Below are 15,276 nucleotides of genomic sequence, written 5' to 3' on the forward strand. Positions count from 1 at the left end.
ACGTCGACGGGCTGTTAACCCTCTGTTGCACGGTCGTTGGGCCGATCACCGGAATTCCCGCATAGCTTCGCAACGTGCCAGTAAGTACCAGCGGCGTAACTGCCAAAGGGAAGATGCGGGTTGCCGTACTCGCAGATTCCGATACGCGATGGAAATGGGGCGCACTCACCGCGCACCGCATTGCCCCCGACTGCACCGAACCGGGCGGAACGCTCACCGGGTTCCTGCTGCGCGGCCGGGCCACCCCGACCGCCCGGCAGCTGGGCGAAGTGGGCGTGCGGGCCGACCGGTTGACCGAGGTCACCTGCGCCGAATTCCTCGCCGAGCTCAAGAGCGGGGGGTACGACGTGGTCGTCCTCGCGCTCGTCGGCGGCGCCGTCCAGGCCGTCCTGCACGGCGCCCGCGCGCTGTGGCCGGCCCCCGCCGAGCGGCCCGTCCTGGTCACCGGCTACGTGGGCGTGGTCTACGAGAAGCTGGCCGACGGCCTCCTGCTGCGGCACGGCGCCGACCTGGTGCTGGCCAACTCCCGGCACGACGCGGACCGCTTCCGCGCCGTGTACGAGGGGGTCGGCGCCGACGCCGGCGCCGTCACGGAGACCGCGCTGCCCTTCCTCGGCGGCGCCCCCTACGAGCAGGTCACCGACCGCGCCCACACCGTCGTCTTCGCCGCCCAGCCCTCTGTCCCGGAGAGCCGCGCCGACCGGACGTACCTGCTGCGCCGGGCCGCCGAGCACGCCCGTCGGCACCCGGACCGCGAGGTGCTGGTCAAGCTGCGCAGCAAGCCGGGGGAGCACACCACGCACCTGGAGGAGCTGCCCTACCAGCGGCTCGCCGAGAAGCTGCCCGGCGGCCTGCCGGTCAACTGCCGTCTGGTCTACGGGAACATGGGCGAGGTCCTGGACGGCACCGACCTGCTGGTGACGGTCAGCTCCACGGCCGCCCTCGAGTCGCTGCACCGGGGCGTCCCCACCGCCGTCCTCACCGACCTCGGCGTCCGCGAGGCCCTGGGCAACCACCACTTCCTCGGCTCCGGCTGCCTGGCCAGCTGGGACCAGCTGGACGCGGGCCTGCGCCCGGCGGCCGACCCGCAGTGGCTGGCCCGCCAGGGCGTCGCCTCGGAGGGGCCCTACGAGCGGGCCTTCGACACCGCGCGCGAGCGGGTGGCGGCCCTGGCCGCCCTGCCCGAGCTGCCCGCGCCGGACCCCTACTACACGCACACCACCGCGCCCGGCTACCTGCCGGGCATCCTCGCCCGCCACCACCTCGGCCCCGACGGCACCCCGCTGCCCGGCGCGGCCCGGCCGGCCGCCGGCGAGTCCAAGCTGCGCCGCGCGGTGCGCTCCTGGCTGCGCGACGCGGCCCGCGGCGCCTACCGGCACGGCGTGCAGCGGGTGGCCCCCGTCATCCGCCGGATGGGAGAACTGTGAGCACCGCCGACCAGTCGAAGAGGACCCCGCGGGTCCTGGCCGTGATCCCAGCCCGGGGCGGCTCCAAGGGCGTCCCCGGCAAGAACCTCGCCCCCGTCGGCGGCCGGTCGCTGGTGGCCCGCGCGGTGCGGGCCTGCCGCGAGGCCGGCCCGGTCACCGACGTGGTGGTCTCCACCGACGACCCGGCCATCGCCGCCGAGGCCCGGGAGGCCGGCGCCGAGGTCGTGCAGCGGCCCGCCGAGCTCTCCGGGGACACCGCGAGCAGCGAGGCGGCGGTCCTGCACGCCCTGGACGCGCACGAGGCGGCCGGCGGGCGGCCGGTGGACGTGGTCCTGCTCGTCCAGGCCACCAGCCCCTTCCTCACCTCCGGCGACGTGGCCGCGGTGGCCGCCGCGGTGGTCGTGGACGGCGCCGACAGCGCGCTGACCGTCGCCCCCTTCCACGGCTTCCTGTGGCGCGAGGCGGCGGTACCGGCCGGCCGCTCCGGCTACGGCGTCAACCACGACGAGGCCCACCGGCCGCGCCGCCAGGACCGCCCCGAGGACCTGCTGGAGACCGGCGCCGCCTACGCGATGGCCGTCCCGGGCTTCCGCGCCAGCGGCCACCGCTTCTTCGGCCACATCGTGCCGGTGCGCACCGACCCGGCCCGGGTGCTGGAGATCGACGACCCGCACGACCTGGCCCGGGCCCGCGCCCTGGCGCCGCTGTTCGACGCGGGGGAGGCGGCCGGCTCGCTGGTCCCCGGCCCCGCGCTGCCCGCCGGGATCCCCGCCACGACCTAGGCGCGGCGCCCGCTCTCCCCAGACCCACCCCTCGCTCATCCGAGTCCACACCCCACACCCCTGCACCCCGCTCCACACCCCGAAGGACGTCACCTGCCATGACCGCCTCCAGCCCCCGCCTGCGCACCCTCGGCGACCGCACCGCCGGCCCCGGCCGTCCCGTCTACGTCGTCGGCGAGATCGGCATCAACCACAACGGCGACCTGGGCAACGCCTTCGCCCTGATCGACGCCGCGGCCGACGCGGGCTGCGACGCCGTCAAGTTCCAGAAGCGCACCCCGGAGATCTGCACCCCGCGGGACCAGTGGGACATCGAGCGCGACACCCCCTGGGGCCGCATGACGTACATCGACTACCGGCACCGCGTCGAGTTCGGCGAGGACGACTACCGCGCCATCGACGAGCACTGCAAGAAGCGCGGCATCGCGTGGTTCGCCTCCCCGTGGGACACCGAGGCCGTCGCCTTCCTGGAGAAGTTCGACCTGCCGGCCCACAAGGTGGCCTCCGCCTCCCTCACCGACGACGAGCTGCTGCGCGCCCTGCGCGCCACCGGCCGCACCGTCATCCTCTCCACCGGCATGTCCACCCCGAAGCAGATCCGCCACGCGGTGGAGGTGCTGGGCAGCGAGAACATCCTGCTCTGCCACGCCACGTCCACGTACCCGGCCAAGGCCGAGGAGCTCAACCTGCGGGTGATCAACACCCTCCAGGAGGAGTACCCGAACGTCCCGATCGGCTACAGCGGCCACGAGACGGGCCTGCAGACCACCCTTGCCGCGGTCGCCCTCGGCGCCAGCTTCGTCGAGCGCCACATCACCCTCGACCGCGCCATGTGGGGCTCCGACCAGGCCGCCTCCGTGGAGCCCGGCGGCCTGCAGCGCCTGGTCCGCGACATCCGCACCATCGAGACCGCCCTCGGCGACGGGGTCAAGAAGGTCTACGAGTCCGAGCTCGGCCCGATGAAGAAGCTCCGCCGGGTCCAGGGCGAGGTCGGCGAGCTCGCCGGCGTCTGACCCGCCCGGCCAGGACCACCCCAGAGACGACGAGGAGAACGCGGTGACGGCACAAGCGACCACTCTGGCCCTCGTGGAGAGCCCGGTCCAGCTCCTGAACGTCCTGGAGTGGGCCCATGCGGAAGCGGTGGCCCAGCAGGAGGAACGCCCCCTGCTGGCCTCCGTACCGCCCCAGCCCACCCGCGTCACCCGACGCCCGCCGGTCCTGCCCGGCCTGCGGATCGTCGTGCTGCCGCCGGTGGACCCGATGTCGCGCGGCCAGCTGCGGCGGATGTCCGCACTGGCCCGCGACGAAGGTCACCGCGTCCAGTGGCAGGAGGCGCGCGGGGGCTCCCTCGCGCCCTTCCGGGCGCTGGCCGCCCTCGGCAAGGACGTCCGCCGGGCCGAGCGGCTGGTGGTGGGCGACCCCTTCTCGCGCTTCGTCCAGCTGCTGCTGACCGTGGTGCGCGCCGAGGAGCTGGTGGTCGTCGACGACGGCACCGCCACGATGGAGTTCGTCGGCCAGATCAGCCGCGGCGAGCGGCTGGTGCGCTGGCACCGGGTGGGCGCCCAGGGGCTGCCCGGCCGGGTCCGGGAGCTGGTGTACGCACCGGTCTCGGCGCAGGCCCGGCGCCGCTTCACCCCCGGCGGTCGCCGCCGGGTGCAGGTCTTCAGCTCCATGCCGGTCACCGTTCCCGAGGGGACGGAGCTGCGGGTGAACGACTTCGCCTGGACCCGGTCGGCCTTCGGCCCGCCGCGGCTGTGCAAGGGCACCGACCTGGTCGGCACCTCCCTGGTGGAGACCGGCGTGGTCGAGCCGGAGCGCTACCTCGCGGCCGTCCGCGAGCTGGCCCGGGCGCACGGCGCCACCCGCTACTTCGCGCACCGCCGGGAGTCGCCCGACAAGCTGCGGGCGCTGAGCGAGGCCACTGGGCTGGAGATCGTCCGGCCCGACCTGCCGCTCGAGCTGATCGCCCGGCGGGGCCCGGTCGGACGTACGATCGTCAGCTTTCCGTCCACGGTCGTCCACACCCTGCCCTACGCACTGGCCGGTACGGGAGTGACGGTCGCGGTCTGCGAGATCGACCCCGGCTGGCTCACCGGAAACGCCTCCCCGCGGGCCCAGAGCTTCCTCGCCGGGGTCACCGACACCGCCCGTGACGTGCGAAGGCTCGCCGCGGCCGGATCCCCGCCGGCAGCGGCCTCCGCTTGAGAAACGGCGGAGTTTACCCCGCGGACACAAAGGTCATGCACCCGGCGGCTCGGTTTTTTTACCCTAACGGGCTGAACTTTTCCTGATCGCCAGCCAGTTGGCCGGGGGGTGCGCCTAGGCTTAAACGGGTGAACCAGTTGATGTCCCGAGAGTCCCAGACCGTCCTCAACGGAAAGCCTGTCGAGCCGGCCCTGCCCGGCAAGCTCCCGGATAGCCTGCGCTCCGAACTCGTAGCCTTCCGCCGGGACCTGCACATGCATCCCGAGCTGGGCCACCAGGAGTTCCGGACCACGGCAGCGATCAAGGCCAGACTGGAGAAGGCAGGGCTGCGCCCCCGCGTCCTGAAGACCGGTACCGGCCTGATCTGCGACATCGGGTCCTGGGACGGGGTACGGCCGATGCTGGCCCTGCGCGCGGACATCGACGCCCTGCCCATCCCGGACGCCAAGACCAACGTCCCGTACCGCTCCACCGTCCCCGACCGGGCCCACGCCTGCGGGCACGACGTGCACACCACCACCGTCCTCGGCGCCGGGCTGGTGCTCGCCAAGCTGCACGGCCAGGGGCTGCTGCCCCGGCCGGTGCGGCTGCTCTTCCAGCCCGCCGAGGAGGTCCTGCCCGGCGGCGCCAGCGACGCCATCGCCTCCGGGGTGCTCGACGGGGTCGGCCAGATGATCGCCGTGCACTGCGACCCGCGGGTGGACGCCGGCCGGATCGGGCTGCGGCCCGGGCCCATCACCTCCGCCTGTGACCGGCTGGAAATCACCCTTTCGGGCGCCGGCGGCCACACCGCCCGGCCGCACCTGACCACCGACCTGGTCACCGCCGCGGCGCGGATGGCGGTCGACCTGCCGGCCCTGCTCGCCCGCCGGATGGACACCCGCTCGGGGCTCGCGGTCACCTGGGGCAAGATCGCCTCCGGCCACGCCTGCAACGTCATCCCCATGACCGCCGAGCTGGCCGGCACGGTCCGCTGCCTGGACCTGAACGCCTGGCACGAGGCCCCCGACCTGATCCACGCGGCCATCGACGAGCTGGCCACCCTGCACCGGGCCAAGTCGGCCATCAACTACGTCCGCGGGGTGCCGCCGGTGGTCAACGACCCGGTCGTCACCGAGCTGCTGCGGGACGCGATGGCCGCCCGGCGCGGGGTGCACGCCGTCGAGGACACCGAGCAGAGCCTGGGCGGCGAGGACTTCTCCTGGTACCTGGAGCAGGTCCCGGGCGCGATGGCCCGGCTGGGCGTGCGCACTCCGGGTGACACCGTCAAGCGCGATCTGCACCGGGGCGACTTCGACGTCGACGAGTCCGCGATCGCCGTCGGGGTGGAGCTGTTCACCGCCGCGGCCCTGTTGGACGGCCGCCGCGCCAGGCCGGTCGGGTAAACCTCACACGACACTTTCCCGGGTCCGCGACGGGCCCGGGAAAGCCGCTGTACAACTGGGGTTCGGGCCCCTCGGGTTACCAACCGGTCACTGTCCGGTTCACGACGATCCGATAACGACTCCTGAACGGGCCTTTAACTGACATCTACGCGCGTTACGATCGCGGCGAAACCAGCGCCGGTCAGTGGCGCTTCGGTCAGGTTTTGAAGGAGCCTCCCCTTGCGCCGGATCACCAGGATCGCCACCGTGAGTGTCGCGTCCGCGGCCCTCGCCCTTACCGCCACCGCGTGTGGCGGCAAGAAGTCCACGGACTCCGGGTCCTCGGACTCGAAGAAGGCCACCGCCGCCATCGCCTACGACATCGGCGGCCGCGGCGACCAGTCCTTCAACGACGCCGCGTACGCGGGTGCCGAGAAGGCCGAGAAGGACCTCGGCCTCCAGATCAAGCAGGCCGAGCCCACCGAGGGCGAGAGCGACGCCGACAAGGTGCAGCGCCTCACCGAGCTGGCTCGCACCGGCGCCAACCCGGTCATCGGTGTCGGCTTCGCCTACGCCCCGGCCATCAAGAAGGTCGCGCCGAAGTTCCCGAAGACCACCTTCGGCATCATCGACGACACCTCGGTGACCGGCTCCAACGTCGCGAACCTGGTCTTCAACGAGGAGCAGGGCTCCTACCTGGCGGGCGTGGCCGCGGCCAAGGCCTCCAAGACCGGCAAGGTCGGCTTCATCGGCGGCGTCGAGGTTCCGCTGATCAAGAAGTTCGAGGCGGGCTACGTCCAGGGCGTCAAGGACACCAACCCCAAGGCCGAGGTGCTGACCCAGTACCTGACCCAGCCGCCGAACTTCGACGGCTTCTCGAAGCCCGACCTCGGCAAGGCCGCCGCCCAGGGCCAGCTGTCCAAGGGCGCCGACGTGATCTACGCCGCCGCCGGTCTGGCCGGCTCGGGCTCCATCGAGGCCGCCGCCACCGCGGGCAAGTGGGCCATCGGTGTCGACTCGGACCAGTACAAGCAGGCGGGCCTGGCCAAGTTCAAGGACCAGATCCTGACCTCGGCCACCAAGAACGTCACCAGCGCCGTGTTCGACCTGATCAAGTCGGTCAAGGACGGCAAGCCGGAGACCGGTGAGATCCGCTACGACCTCGCCAAGGGCGGTGTCGGCCTGGCCGACTCCAACCCGGCGTTCACCGCCAACAAGGACCTGACCGCCGCGGTGGAGAAGGCCAAGGCCGACATCATCGCCGGCAAGATCAAGGTCAAGACCACTCCGTAAGGACGTGTTCGGCCGGGGCCCGGGAAGGCTGGCAGCAGCCGCCTCCCGGGCCCCGGGTCGCTTTTGCGGCTCAATCTTTTCTCTTCTGGCAGTGCTACGCGCGTAGAGGTGTCGTGGACGCGATACCTTCTCTCACCGCCTTCCAGCCTGCTGTCCACCCCCCTGCCTCCGCTCCTTCGCGCCAAGGAGAGTGCGTCATCAACGCGTCCAGCCCGCCCCCCGCCGTAGAACTGCACGGCATTACCAAGCGCTTCCCCGGCGTCGTCGCCAACAAGGACATCGCGATCACCGTCCGCAAGGGCACCGTGCATGCCCTCATCGGTGAGAACGGTGCCGGCAAGTCGACCCTGATGAAGATCCTCTACGGCATGCAGAAGCCGGACGAGGGCACCATCGCCATCGACGGGGAGCAGGTCACCTTCAGCACGCCCGGCGACGCCATCGCCCGCGGTATCGGCATGGTGCACCAGCACTTCATGCTCGCCGACAACCTGACCGTCCTCGAGAACGTGGTCCTCGGCGGCGAGAAGCTGTACGGCATCGGGTCCAAGGCCCGCAAGAAGATCCTGGAGATCTCGGACGCCTACGGTCTGGGCGTGCGCCCGGACGCCCTGGTCGAGGACCTGGGCGTGGCCGACCGCCAGCGCGTGGAGATCCTGAAGGTCCTCTACCGCGGCGCGAAGATCCTGATCCTCGACGAGCCGACCGCCGTGCTCGTCCCGCAGGAGGTCGACGCGCTCTTCGACAACCTGCGCGAGCTCAAGGCCGAGGGCCTGACCGTCATCTTCATTTCCCACAAGCTGGGCGAGGTGCTGAAGGTCGCCGACGACATCACCGTCATCCGGCGCGGCACCACGGTCGGCACCGCCGACCCGAAGACGGCCACCACCAAGCAGCTCGCCGAGCTGATGGTGGGCAGCGAGCTGCCCTCGCCGGAGACCCGCGAGTCCACCGTCACCACCACGCCGATGCTCACGGTCCAGGACCTGCGGCTGGCCGCGACCGACCCCGACGGGGTGGTCCGCGAGGTGCTGGCCGGGATCGACTTCACGATCCACAAGGGCGAGGTCCTGGGCATCGCGGGCGTGGAGGGCAACGGCCAGACGGAGCTCATCGAGGCCCTGATGGGCATGAGCATCCCGGACGGCGGGGTCATCTCCCTCGACGGCACGGACATCTCCACCATGCCGACCCGCAAGCGGCGCGAGGGCGGCATCGGCTACATCCCCGAGGACCGGCACCGGCACGGCCTGCTGCTGGAGTCCCCGCTGTGGGAGAACCGCATCCTGGGCCACGTCACCGAGGCGCCCAACTCCAAGCGGGGCATCCTCGACCCGAAGGCCGCCCGGACGGACACCGCGCGCATCGTGCGCGAGTACGACGTCCGCACCCCGGGCATCGAGGTCACCGCGGCCTCGCTCTCCGGCGGCAACCAGCAGAAGCTGATCGTCGGCCGCGAGATGAGCCACAACCCCAAGTTCCTGATCGCCGCCCACCCCACCCGCGGTGTGGACGTCGGCGCGCAGGCGCAGATCTGGGACGCGATCCGCGAGGCCCGCCGCGAGGGCCTGGCCGTGCTGCTGATCTCCGCCGACCTGGACGAGCTGATCGGCCTGTCCGACACGCTGCGCGTGATCTACCGAGGCCGCCTGGTCGCGGACGCCGACCCCGCGACCATCACCCCGGAGGAGCTGGGCACCGCCATGACCGGCGCGGCCCGGGGCCACCTGGAGGCCGGCGAGGACACCGCGCCCGCCGCCACCGACCACAACGACTCCGCCGAGGGCGCCGAATCGCCGGAGGACGAGGCCCGATGAAGAAAATCGACAAGGACAAGCTGCTCCTGGGCGCAGCCGGTCCCGTGCTCGCGCTGGTCAGCGCCTTCGTGCTGACCTCCCTGGTGCTGCTCGCCACGGGCGTGAACCCGATCGAGCCGATCCGCCTGATGATCGAGAACGCCGGCTACGAGGACGTCCAGGTCCTGATCGTCAACCAGACCGGCACGTACTACCTCGCCGCCCTGGCCGTGGCCATCGGCTTCCGGATGAACCTCTTCAACATCGGCGTCGACGGCCAGTACCGCCTCGCGGCGATGCTCTCCGCCGTGGTCGGTGCCGCGGTGGACCTGCCCGGTCCGATCCAGATCCTGCTGATCGTGGTCGTCGCCATGGCCACCGGCGCCTTCTGGTCCGGCATCGCCGGTGTCCTCAAGGCCCGCCGCGGCGTCAGCGAGGTCGTCTCCACGATCATGCTGAACGCCATCGCGACCAGCCTGATCGCCTGGCTGCTGCTGCCGAAGAACCTCGGCGTGCAGCCGGCTGGCTCCAACGACCTCACCACCGGCGACATCCCCGAGTCCGGCTGGTTCCCGGCCGTCAGCATGGGCGACTCCGGCGAGATCTACGGCTTCACCTTCGTGGCCTTCGCGCTGGGCGTCGTCTACTGGTTCGTCCTCAACCGGACCCGGTTCGGCTTCGACCTGCGCGCCACCGGCGCCAGCGAGTCCGCCGCCCAGGCCTCGGGCGTGGACGCCAAGAAGATGATCCTCACCTCGATGCTCATCTCGGGTGCGGTGGCCGGCCTCGCGGGTCTGCCGACCCTGCTGGGCGACACCCACACCTACAGCCTGTCCTTCCCGGTCGGCGTGGGCTTCACCGGCATCACCATCGCGCTGCTCGGCCGCAACCACCCGGTCGGCATCTTCTTCAGCGCCCTGCTGATCGCGTTCCTCGACAAGGCGTCCGCCTCGCTGGACCAGTACGGGTACGCGAAGGAGATCGCCACGATCATGAAGGGCCTGATCGTGATCGCGGTCGTCGTCTCGTACGAACTGGTCCGCCGATACGGCATCCGCCGCCAGCAGCAGAAGGTCGGCGAGGAACTCGCCGCCGGCGGGGCCATGAAGACCGAGAAGGAGGTCGCGGCGTGAGCACCACCACCGTTTCCGCGACGAGCCAGGCGCCCAAGGCGGGCGGCGGCCGCAAGAAGCTCTCCCTGCCCTGGATCCTGCTGATCGTCGCCGGCGCCCTGGCGCTGGTGTCCCTGGTCCGCGTGATCAGCGGCGCGAACGACCTCACCTCCGTCGGCCAGGTCTCCGGCGCCCTCCAGCTCGCGGTGCCGATCGGCCTGGCCGGTCTCGGCGGCCTGTGGGCCGAGCGGGCCGGCGTGGTCAACATCGGCCTCGAGGGCATGATGATCCTCGGCACCTGGTTCGGTGCCTGGGCCGGCTACCAGTGGGGCCCCTGGAACGGTGTCCTCATGGGCGTCGTCGGCGGCGCCCTGGGCGGCCTGCTGCACGCGATCATCACCGTGACGTTCAACGTCAACCACATCGTCTCCGGTGTGGCGGTCAACATCCTCGCGGTCGGCATGACGCAGTACCTGTCGAACTACACCTTCGCCGAGGCCGAGGGCGGCTCCTCCAAGCAGTCCCCGCGCATCGACCCGATCACCGACATCACGATCCCGGGGCTCTCGGACTGGATGTCCGACCTCCAGGCCAAGCACTGGTTCCTGGTCTCGGACATCGCCGGCGTGATCGGCGGCCTGGTCACCGAGCTCTCGCTGCTGACCATCGTGGCCGTGCTGCTGATCCCGGCCAGCATCTGGGTGCTGTGGCGGACCTCCTTCGGCCTGCGCCTGCGCTCCTGCGGCGAGAACCCGGTGGCCGCCGAGTCCCTCGGCGTCAACGTGTACAAGTACAAGTACATCGCCGTGGTGATCTCCGGCGGGCTGGCCGGTCTCGGTGGCGCCTTCCTGGCGATCGTCTCCACCGGCATCTACCAGGAGGGCCAGACCGGCGGCCGCGGCTACATCGGCCTCGCCGCGATGATCTTCGGCAACTGGATGCCCGGCGGCATGGCCCTGGGCGCCGGCCTGTTCGGCTTCACCGACAGCCTCAAGCTGCGCGGCGGTGCCGAGAACGTCCACGCGATGCTGCTGCTCGTCGGCATCCTGCTGGTGCTGGCCCTGGCCTGGCAGCTGTACAAGAAGAAGTACGTCCAGGCGGGCGTGGCCGCGGTCTTCGCCGCGCTGCTCTTCCTCTGGTACGCGCTCACCGACCAGGTGCCCAGCCAGTTCGTGGACGCCGCGCCGTACGTCACCACGCTGCTGGTGCTCGCGCTCTCGGCACAGCGGCTGCGGATGCCCAAGGCCGACGGCCTGCCGTACCGCAAGGGCCAGGGCAAGTGACGACCGAGGCACCGGCCTTCGACTGGGAGGCCCTGCGGGCCGTGGCCCGGGACGCGATGTCCCGGGCGTACGCCCCCTACTCGGGCTTCCCGGTCGGCGTGGCGGCCCAGGTCGCCGAGGACGGCCGCGTCATCACCGGCTGCAACGTGGAGAACGCCAGCTACGGACTGGCGCTCTGCGCCGAGTGCGGGCTGGTCTCCGAGCTCGCGGCCACCGGTGGCGGCCGGCTCAGCCACTTCACCTGCGTGGACGGGCAGGGCGACCTGCTGGTGCCGTGCGGGCGCTGTCGCCAGCTGCTGTACGAGTTCGGCGGGCCGGAGCTGCTGGTGGACACCCCGGAGGGCGTGCTGCCGCTCTCCGCGATGCTGCCGCAGGCCTTCGGGCCCGACCACCTGAAGTAGGCCACCTCCGACGGCCCTTCCGCGGGATGCGGAAGGGCCGTCCGCCTTCCATCCCTCTATGCGCGTAGAGTCGCGCATGTCTCGCGTACCAGTACGACGATGTACGAATACCGCCGGAAAGGTAGTCATCCATGGACGTCATCTCCGTCATCCGCACCAAGCGTGACCGTGGTGAGCTGAGCCCCGAGCAGATCGACTGGGTCATCGACGCCTACACGCGCGGGGTGGTGGCCGACGAGCAGATGTCCGCGCTCGCCATGGCGATCCTGCTCAACGGCATGAACCGCGCCGAGATCGCCCGCTGGACCGCCGCGATGATCGCCAGCGGCGAGCGCATGGACTTCTCCTCGCTGTCCCGCCCGACCGCCGACAAGCACTCCACCGGCGGCGTCGGCGACAAGATCACCCTGCCGCTGGCCCCGCTGGTCGCCGCCTGCGGCGCGGCCGTGCCCCAGCTCTCCGGCCGGGGCCTGGGCCACACCGGCGGCACCCTGGACAAGCTGGAGTCCATCCCCGGCTGGCGGGCCCTGCTCTCCAACGAGGAGATGCTGCACGTCCTGGACACCACCGGCGCCGTGATCTGCGCGGCCGGCGACGGCCTGGCCCCCGCCGACAAGAAGCTGTACGCCCTGCGCGACGTGACCGGCACCGTCGAGGCGATCCCGCTGATCGCCTCCTCGATCATGTCCAAGAAGATCGCCGAGGGTACCGGCTCGCTGGTCCTGGACGTGAAGGTCGGCTCCGGCGCCTTCATGAAGAACATCGAGGACGCCCGCGAGCTGGCCCGCACCATGGTCGGCCTGGGCACCGACTCGGGCGTCAAGACCGTCGCCCTGCTCACCGACATGGCCACCCCGCTCGGCCTGACCGCGGGCAACGCGCTCGAGGTCCGCGAGTCGGTCGAGGTGCTGGCCGGCGGCGGCCCGGCGGACGTGGTCGAGCTGACCGTGGCGCTGGCCAAGGAGATGCTGGACGCGGCGGGCATCAAGGATGCCGACCCGGCGAAGGCCCTGGCGGACGGTTCCGCGATGGACCACTGGCGCCGGATGATCGCGGCCCAGGGCGGCGACCCGGACGCGGCGCTGCCGGTGGCCCGCGAGCAGCACGTGCTCACCGCGCCGTCCTCCGGCGTGCTGACCCGCCTCGACGCGTACGGCGTGGGCGTCGCGGCCTGGCGCCTGGGTGCGGGCCGGGCCCGCAAGGAGGACCCGGTGCAGGCCGGCGCGGGCGTCGAGCTGCACGCCAAGCCGGGCGACACCGTCACCGCGGGCCAGCCGCTGATGACCCTGCACACGGACACCCCGGAGAAGTTCTCCTACGCCCTCCAGTCCCTGGAAGGCACGTACGACATCGCCCCCGCCGGCACCGCCTTCACCGCGTCCCCGATCGTCCTCGACCGGATCGCGTAACCCCGCCGGCACCGGCCCGCCCGGCCCGGACCGATGAGTCCGGGCCCGGGCGGCGGTCATCCCCTACGTGACGACCACGGAGGACATGACACTGCCCGGTCCGGACATCAGGGCCGAAGACGTGCCCGGGCTGTGCGCCGCCCTGGCGGAGCGCTACCGGTGCGGGACGCCGGAGGTCCGATGCGACCTGGCCGCCCTCACCGCCCCGGGCCCGGGCACGCTGGAGGCACTGGCCCGGCTCGCCCTCACCGCCCGCCGCTGCGGCGGTCGGCTCCGGTTGACCGGCACGCCCCTGAAGCTGGCGGCCCTGCTCGAACTGACCGGCCTAGGCCAGGCGCTCCGGCAGGCCGAAGAGCGGGAACCACCTGGCCGTGTCCAGGAAGGCGTTGAGGCCGGTGATGCGGCCCCGTGAGACCTCCAGCACCTGGAGCGCCCACGGCTCGTGGCCGGAGCCGTCCGCGGCCGGGCGGTACTGGCCGAAGGCGGGCATGCCGTTGGCCGTGGTCGGGATCATGCGGGAGCCCTTGCAGCCGATGCCCTGCTCCAGGTGCCAGGCCGCGATCTCCGCCGGGCCCTGGATCCACAGGTCGAACGGCGGCATCGACAGCACCGCGTCCTCGTGGAGCAGCGCGGCCAGGCCGCTGATGTCGTACGCCTCGAAGGCGGTCAGGTAGCGGGCGAGGAGCTTGCTCTGCTCCTCGTCGAGCGGGTCGGCCGACTCGCTCTCCTTGATCTGCCGGGCGGACATCGTGGCCCGGGCGCGCTGCAGGGCGCTGTTGACCGAGGCCACGGAGGTGTCCAGCAGCTCGGCGACCTCGTCGGCCTTCCAGGCCAGCACCTCGCGCAGGATCAGCACTGCCCGCTGCTTGGCGGGCAGGTGCTGGAGGGCGGCCATGAACGCCAGCCGCACCGACTCCTTGGCCAGCGCCAGCTCCGCCGGGTCGGCGGACTGCGGCAGCACCCGGCCGTCCGGCACCGGCTCCAGCCAGGTGACCTCGGGGAGGGCGTTGAGCGTGGCGGTGGCCTGGTGGCCCTGCTCGGTGAGGTCCATCGGCCGGGCCCGCCGCTTGGCGGCGCCCAGCAGGTCCAGGCAGACGTTGGTCGCGATGCGGTACAGCCAGGACCGCAGCGAGGCGCGGCCCTCGAACTTGTCGTAGGACCGCCAGGCGCGCACGAAGGTGTCCTGGACGGCGTCCTCCGCGTCGAAGGACGAGCCCAGCATCCGGTAGCAGTACCCGGTCAGCTCGACCCGGTACCGATCCATGGCGGAGTCGAGCTCCGGTCGTGTCGCAAGATCACTCATGATGCCGTCCGTCCCCCAGGTCGGTCCCGATGTTCCGGAACCTACCCGAGGGCACTGACAACGGCAGCCGGAACCGTCACGTACCGGGCTTGCGGCCGTAGACGAAGACGTCCTCGCCCCGGCTCAGCAGGTTCCAGTAGGCCTTCGCGTCGGCAGGCCGCATGTTCACGCAGCCGCCCGAGCCCGGCGGGTTCCACATGTCCTTGGTCGTGGAGTGGAAGGCCTGCCCGCGGTCGAAGAACTGCGAGTACGGCATCCACACGTGGTACAGCGTCGACCAGTGGTTGATCTCGCGCTGGTAGACCTTCTTGCTGCCGGTCCGGGTCTCCGTGCCGTCCTTGCCCGTGCGCACCGGCACCGGGCCGTACTTCAGCGTCCGGCCGTCCTGGATCCAGCTCAGCTGCCGGGTCAGGTCCACGCACGCGATCCGGCCGCGGTTGGTGGGGCAGGTGCCGGCCTTGTTGGGGTTGGAACCCGCCGCCCGCTGGGCCAGCATGGTGCTCATCGTCCGCCAGGTGATCGGCCCGGCGTACCCGATGGTCGGGACGATGCCGTGCTGGGCCTGGAAGCCCCGGATCGCCGTGCAGTCGGCGGTGGACTGCCGGCCGTCGACCGGCCGCCCGAGGAACTTCTCCACCTGCTTCTGGTACGGCCCGGTGCCCGCGGTGCACGAGGCCGCCCCGGCCGGCGAGGCGCCGCCCACCACCGCCAGCGGCACGGCCAGCGCGGCCACCGCGCCCGCCACCCCCGCGGTCCGCACCGTACGCGTCGCGGACGCCGTGCGTATCGCCGCCAAAACCCCCATCGGATCCCTCCCGTTCCCCAGGGCTCCGCAGGTCTCCGCGGTCCGCCCTCGGAAGGTTGACGCACGGGACCCGGGGGACAGTTGCACGGCCGGCGG

General features: G+C 71.8%; 13 protein-coding genes and 1 pseudogene. 12 read left to right on the forward strand and 2 right to left on the reverse strand.

Annotated elements, in window-relative coordinates; translation table 11 throughout:
- The first annotated feature begins 113 nt into the window (after positions 1–113).
- The 12 genes and pseudogenes from AB0O40_RS14220 (at position 114) to AB0O40_RS14275 (ending at position 13,484) form a co-directional block, all read left to right on the forward strand.
- Positions 114–1,427 carry a DUF6716 putative glycosyltransferase gene (locus tag AB0O40_RS14220; protein WP_365039996.1) on the forward strand — a complete coding sequence of 438 codons (1,314 nt, stop codon included), beginning with the start codon at positions 114–116 and terminating at the stop codon, positions 1,425–1,427.
- Positions 1,424–2,158, forward strand: a pseudogene (locus AB0O40_RS14225) (acylneuraminate cytidylyltransferase family protein); the annotation flags it as partial. The gene AB0O40_RS14220 and the pseudogene AB0O40_RS14225, both read left to right, overlap by 4 nt.
- Before the next feature lie 149 nt (positions 2,159–2,307).
- Positions 2,308–3,222 carry an N-acetylneuraminate synthase family protein gene (locus AB0O40_RS14230; protein ID WP_365039999.1) on the forward strand — a complete coding sequence of 305 codons (915 nt, stop codon included), beginning with the start codon at positions 2,308–2,310 and terminating at the stop codon, positions 3,220–3,222.
- Between the two features lie 43 nt (positions 3,223–3,265).
- Positions 3,266–4,414 (forward strand): hypothetical protein, encoded by a 1,149-nt coding sequence (locus AB0O40_RS14235; protein ID WP_365040002.1) that lies wholly within the window; start codon positions 3,266–3,268, stop codon positions 4,412–4,414.
- Between the two features lie 140 nt (positions 4,415–4,554).
- Positions 4,555–5,799, forward strand: coding sequence for an amidohydrolase (locus tag AB0O40_RS14240; protein WP_365040134.1), 1,245 nt, complete (start codon positions 4,555–4,557; stop codon positions 5,797–5,799).
- Positions 5,800–6,018: 219 nt separating this feature from the next.
- Positions 6,019–7,071 (forward strand): BMP family ABC transporter substrate-binding protein, encoded by a 1,053-nt coding sequence (locus AB0O40_RS14245; protein ID WP_365040005.1) that lies wholly within the window; start codon positions 6,019–6,021, stop codon positions 7,069–7,071.
- Between the two features lie 197 nt (positions 7,072–7,268).
- On the forward strand, positions 7,269–8,888 hold the full coding sequence (locus AB0O40_RS14250; RefSeq protein ID WP_365040138.1) for an ABC transporter ATP-binding protein: 1,620 nt from the start codon (positions 7,269–7,271) through the stop codon (positions 8,886–8,888).
- Positions 8,885–10,000, forward strand: a complete 1,116-nt coding sequence (locus AB0O40_RS14255) for an ABC transporter permease (RefSeq protein WP_365040008.1) — start codon at positions 8,885–8,887, stop codon at positions 9,998–10,000. Before AB0O40_RS14250 ends, AB0O40_RS14255 begins: the two co-directional genes overlap by 4 nt.
- Entirely contained in the window at positions 9,997–11,262 is a 1,266-nt protein-coding gene (locus AB0O40_RS14260) for an ABC transporter permease (protein WP_365040010.1), read from the forward strand. Before AB0O40_RS14255 ends, AB0O40_RS14260 begins: the two co-directional genes overlap by 4 nt.
- Entirely contained in the window at positions 11,259–11,663 is a 405-nt protein-coding gene (locus tag AB0O40_RS14265) for a cytidine deaminase (protein ID WP_365040011.1), read from the forward strand. The genes AB0O40_RS14260 and AB0O40_RS14265 overlap by 4 nt, the downstream gene beginning before the upstream one ends.
- Positions 11,664–11,794: 131 nt before the next feature.
- Positions 11,795–13,072 carry a thymidine phosphorylase gene (locus tag AB0O40_RS14270; protein ID WP_365040014.1) on the forward strand — a complete coding sequence of 426 codons (1,278 nt, stop codon included), beginning with the start codon at positions 11,795–11,797 and terminating at the stop codon, positions 13,070–13,072.
- 85 nt (positions 13,073–13,157) lie between these two features.
- Positions 13,158–13,484, forward strand: a complete 327-nt coding sequence (locus tag AB0O40_RS14275; RefSeq protein WP_365040140.1) for an STAS domain-containing protein — start codon at positions 13,158–13,160, stop codon at positions 13,482–13,484.
- Here AB0O40_RS14275 and AB0O40_RS14280 read toward each other — a convergent pair.
- Together AB0O40_RS14280 and AB0O40_RS14285 are read right to left on the reverse strand one after the other, a co-directional pair.
- Positions 13,398–14,375: a sigma-70 family RNA polymerase sigma factor gene (locus AB0O40_RS14280; protein WP_365040016.1), complete on the reverse strand. Its 978-nt coding sequence runs from the start codon at positions 14,373–14,375 to the stop codon at positions 13,398–13,400. The two genes, AB0O40_RS14275 and AB0O40_RS14280, sit on opposite strands and share 87 nt — an antisense overlap.
- Before the next feature lie 76 nt (positions 14,376–14,451).
- Complete coding sequence (locus AB0O40_RS14285) at positions 14,452–15,180, reverse strand: L,D-transpeptidase family protein (protein WP_365040018.1); 729 nt, start codon at positions 15,178–15,180, stop codon at positions 14,452–14,454.
- Positions 15,181–15,276: the final 96 nt, after the last annotated feature.

This window comes from Streptomyces sp. NPDC089919, assembly GCF_040684615.1.
GTDB lineage: Bacteria > Actinomycetota > Actinomycetes > Streptomycetales > Streptomycetaceae > Streptomyces.

Coding starts and splice junctions, on each gene's coding strand:
- AB0O40_RS14270 (WP_365040014.1), top strand. CDS start 11,795: ATGGACGTCATCTCCGTCATCCGCACCAAGCGTGACCGTGGTGAGCTG.
- AB0O40_RS14280 (WP_365040016.1), bottom strand. CDS start 14,375: ATGAGTGATCTTGCGACACGACCGGAGCTCGACTCCGCCATGGATCGG.
- AB0O40_RS14240 (WP_365040134.1), top strand. CDS start 4,555: ATGTCCCGAGAGTCCCAGACCGTCCTCAACGGAAAGCCTGTCGAGCCG.
- AB0O40_RS14285 (WP_365040018.1), bottom strand. CDS start 15,180: ATGGGGGTTTTGGCGGCGATACGCACGGCGTCCGCGACGCGTACGGTG.
- AB0O40_RS14230 (WP_365039999.1), top strand. CDS start 2,308: ATGACCGCCTCCAGCCCCCGCCTGCGCACCCTCGGCGACCGCACCGCC.
- AB0O40_RS14255 (WP_365040008.1), top strand. CDS start 8,885: ATGAAGAAAATCGACAAGGACAAGCTGCTCCTGGGCGCAGCCGGTCCC.
- AB0O40_RS14275 (WP_365040140.1), top strand. CDS start 13,158: ATGACACTGCCCGGTCCGGACATCAGGGCCGAAGACGTGCCCGGGCTG.
- AB0O40_RS14220 (WP_365039996.1), top strand. CDS start 114: ATGCGGGTTGCCGTACTCGCAGATTCCGATACGCGATGGAAATGGGGC.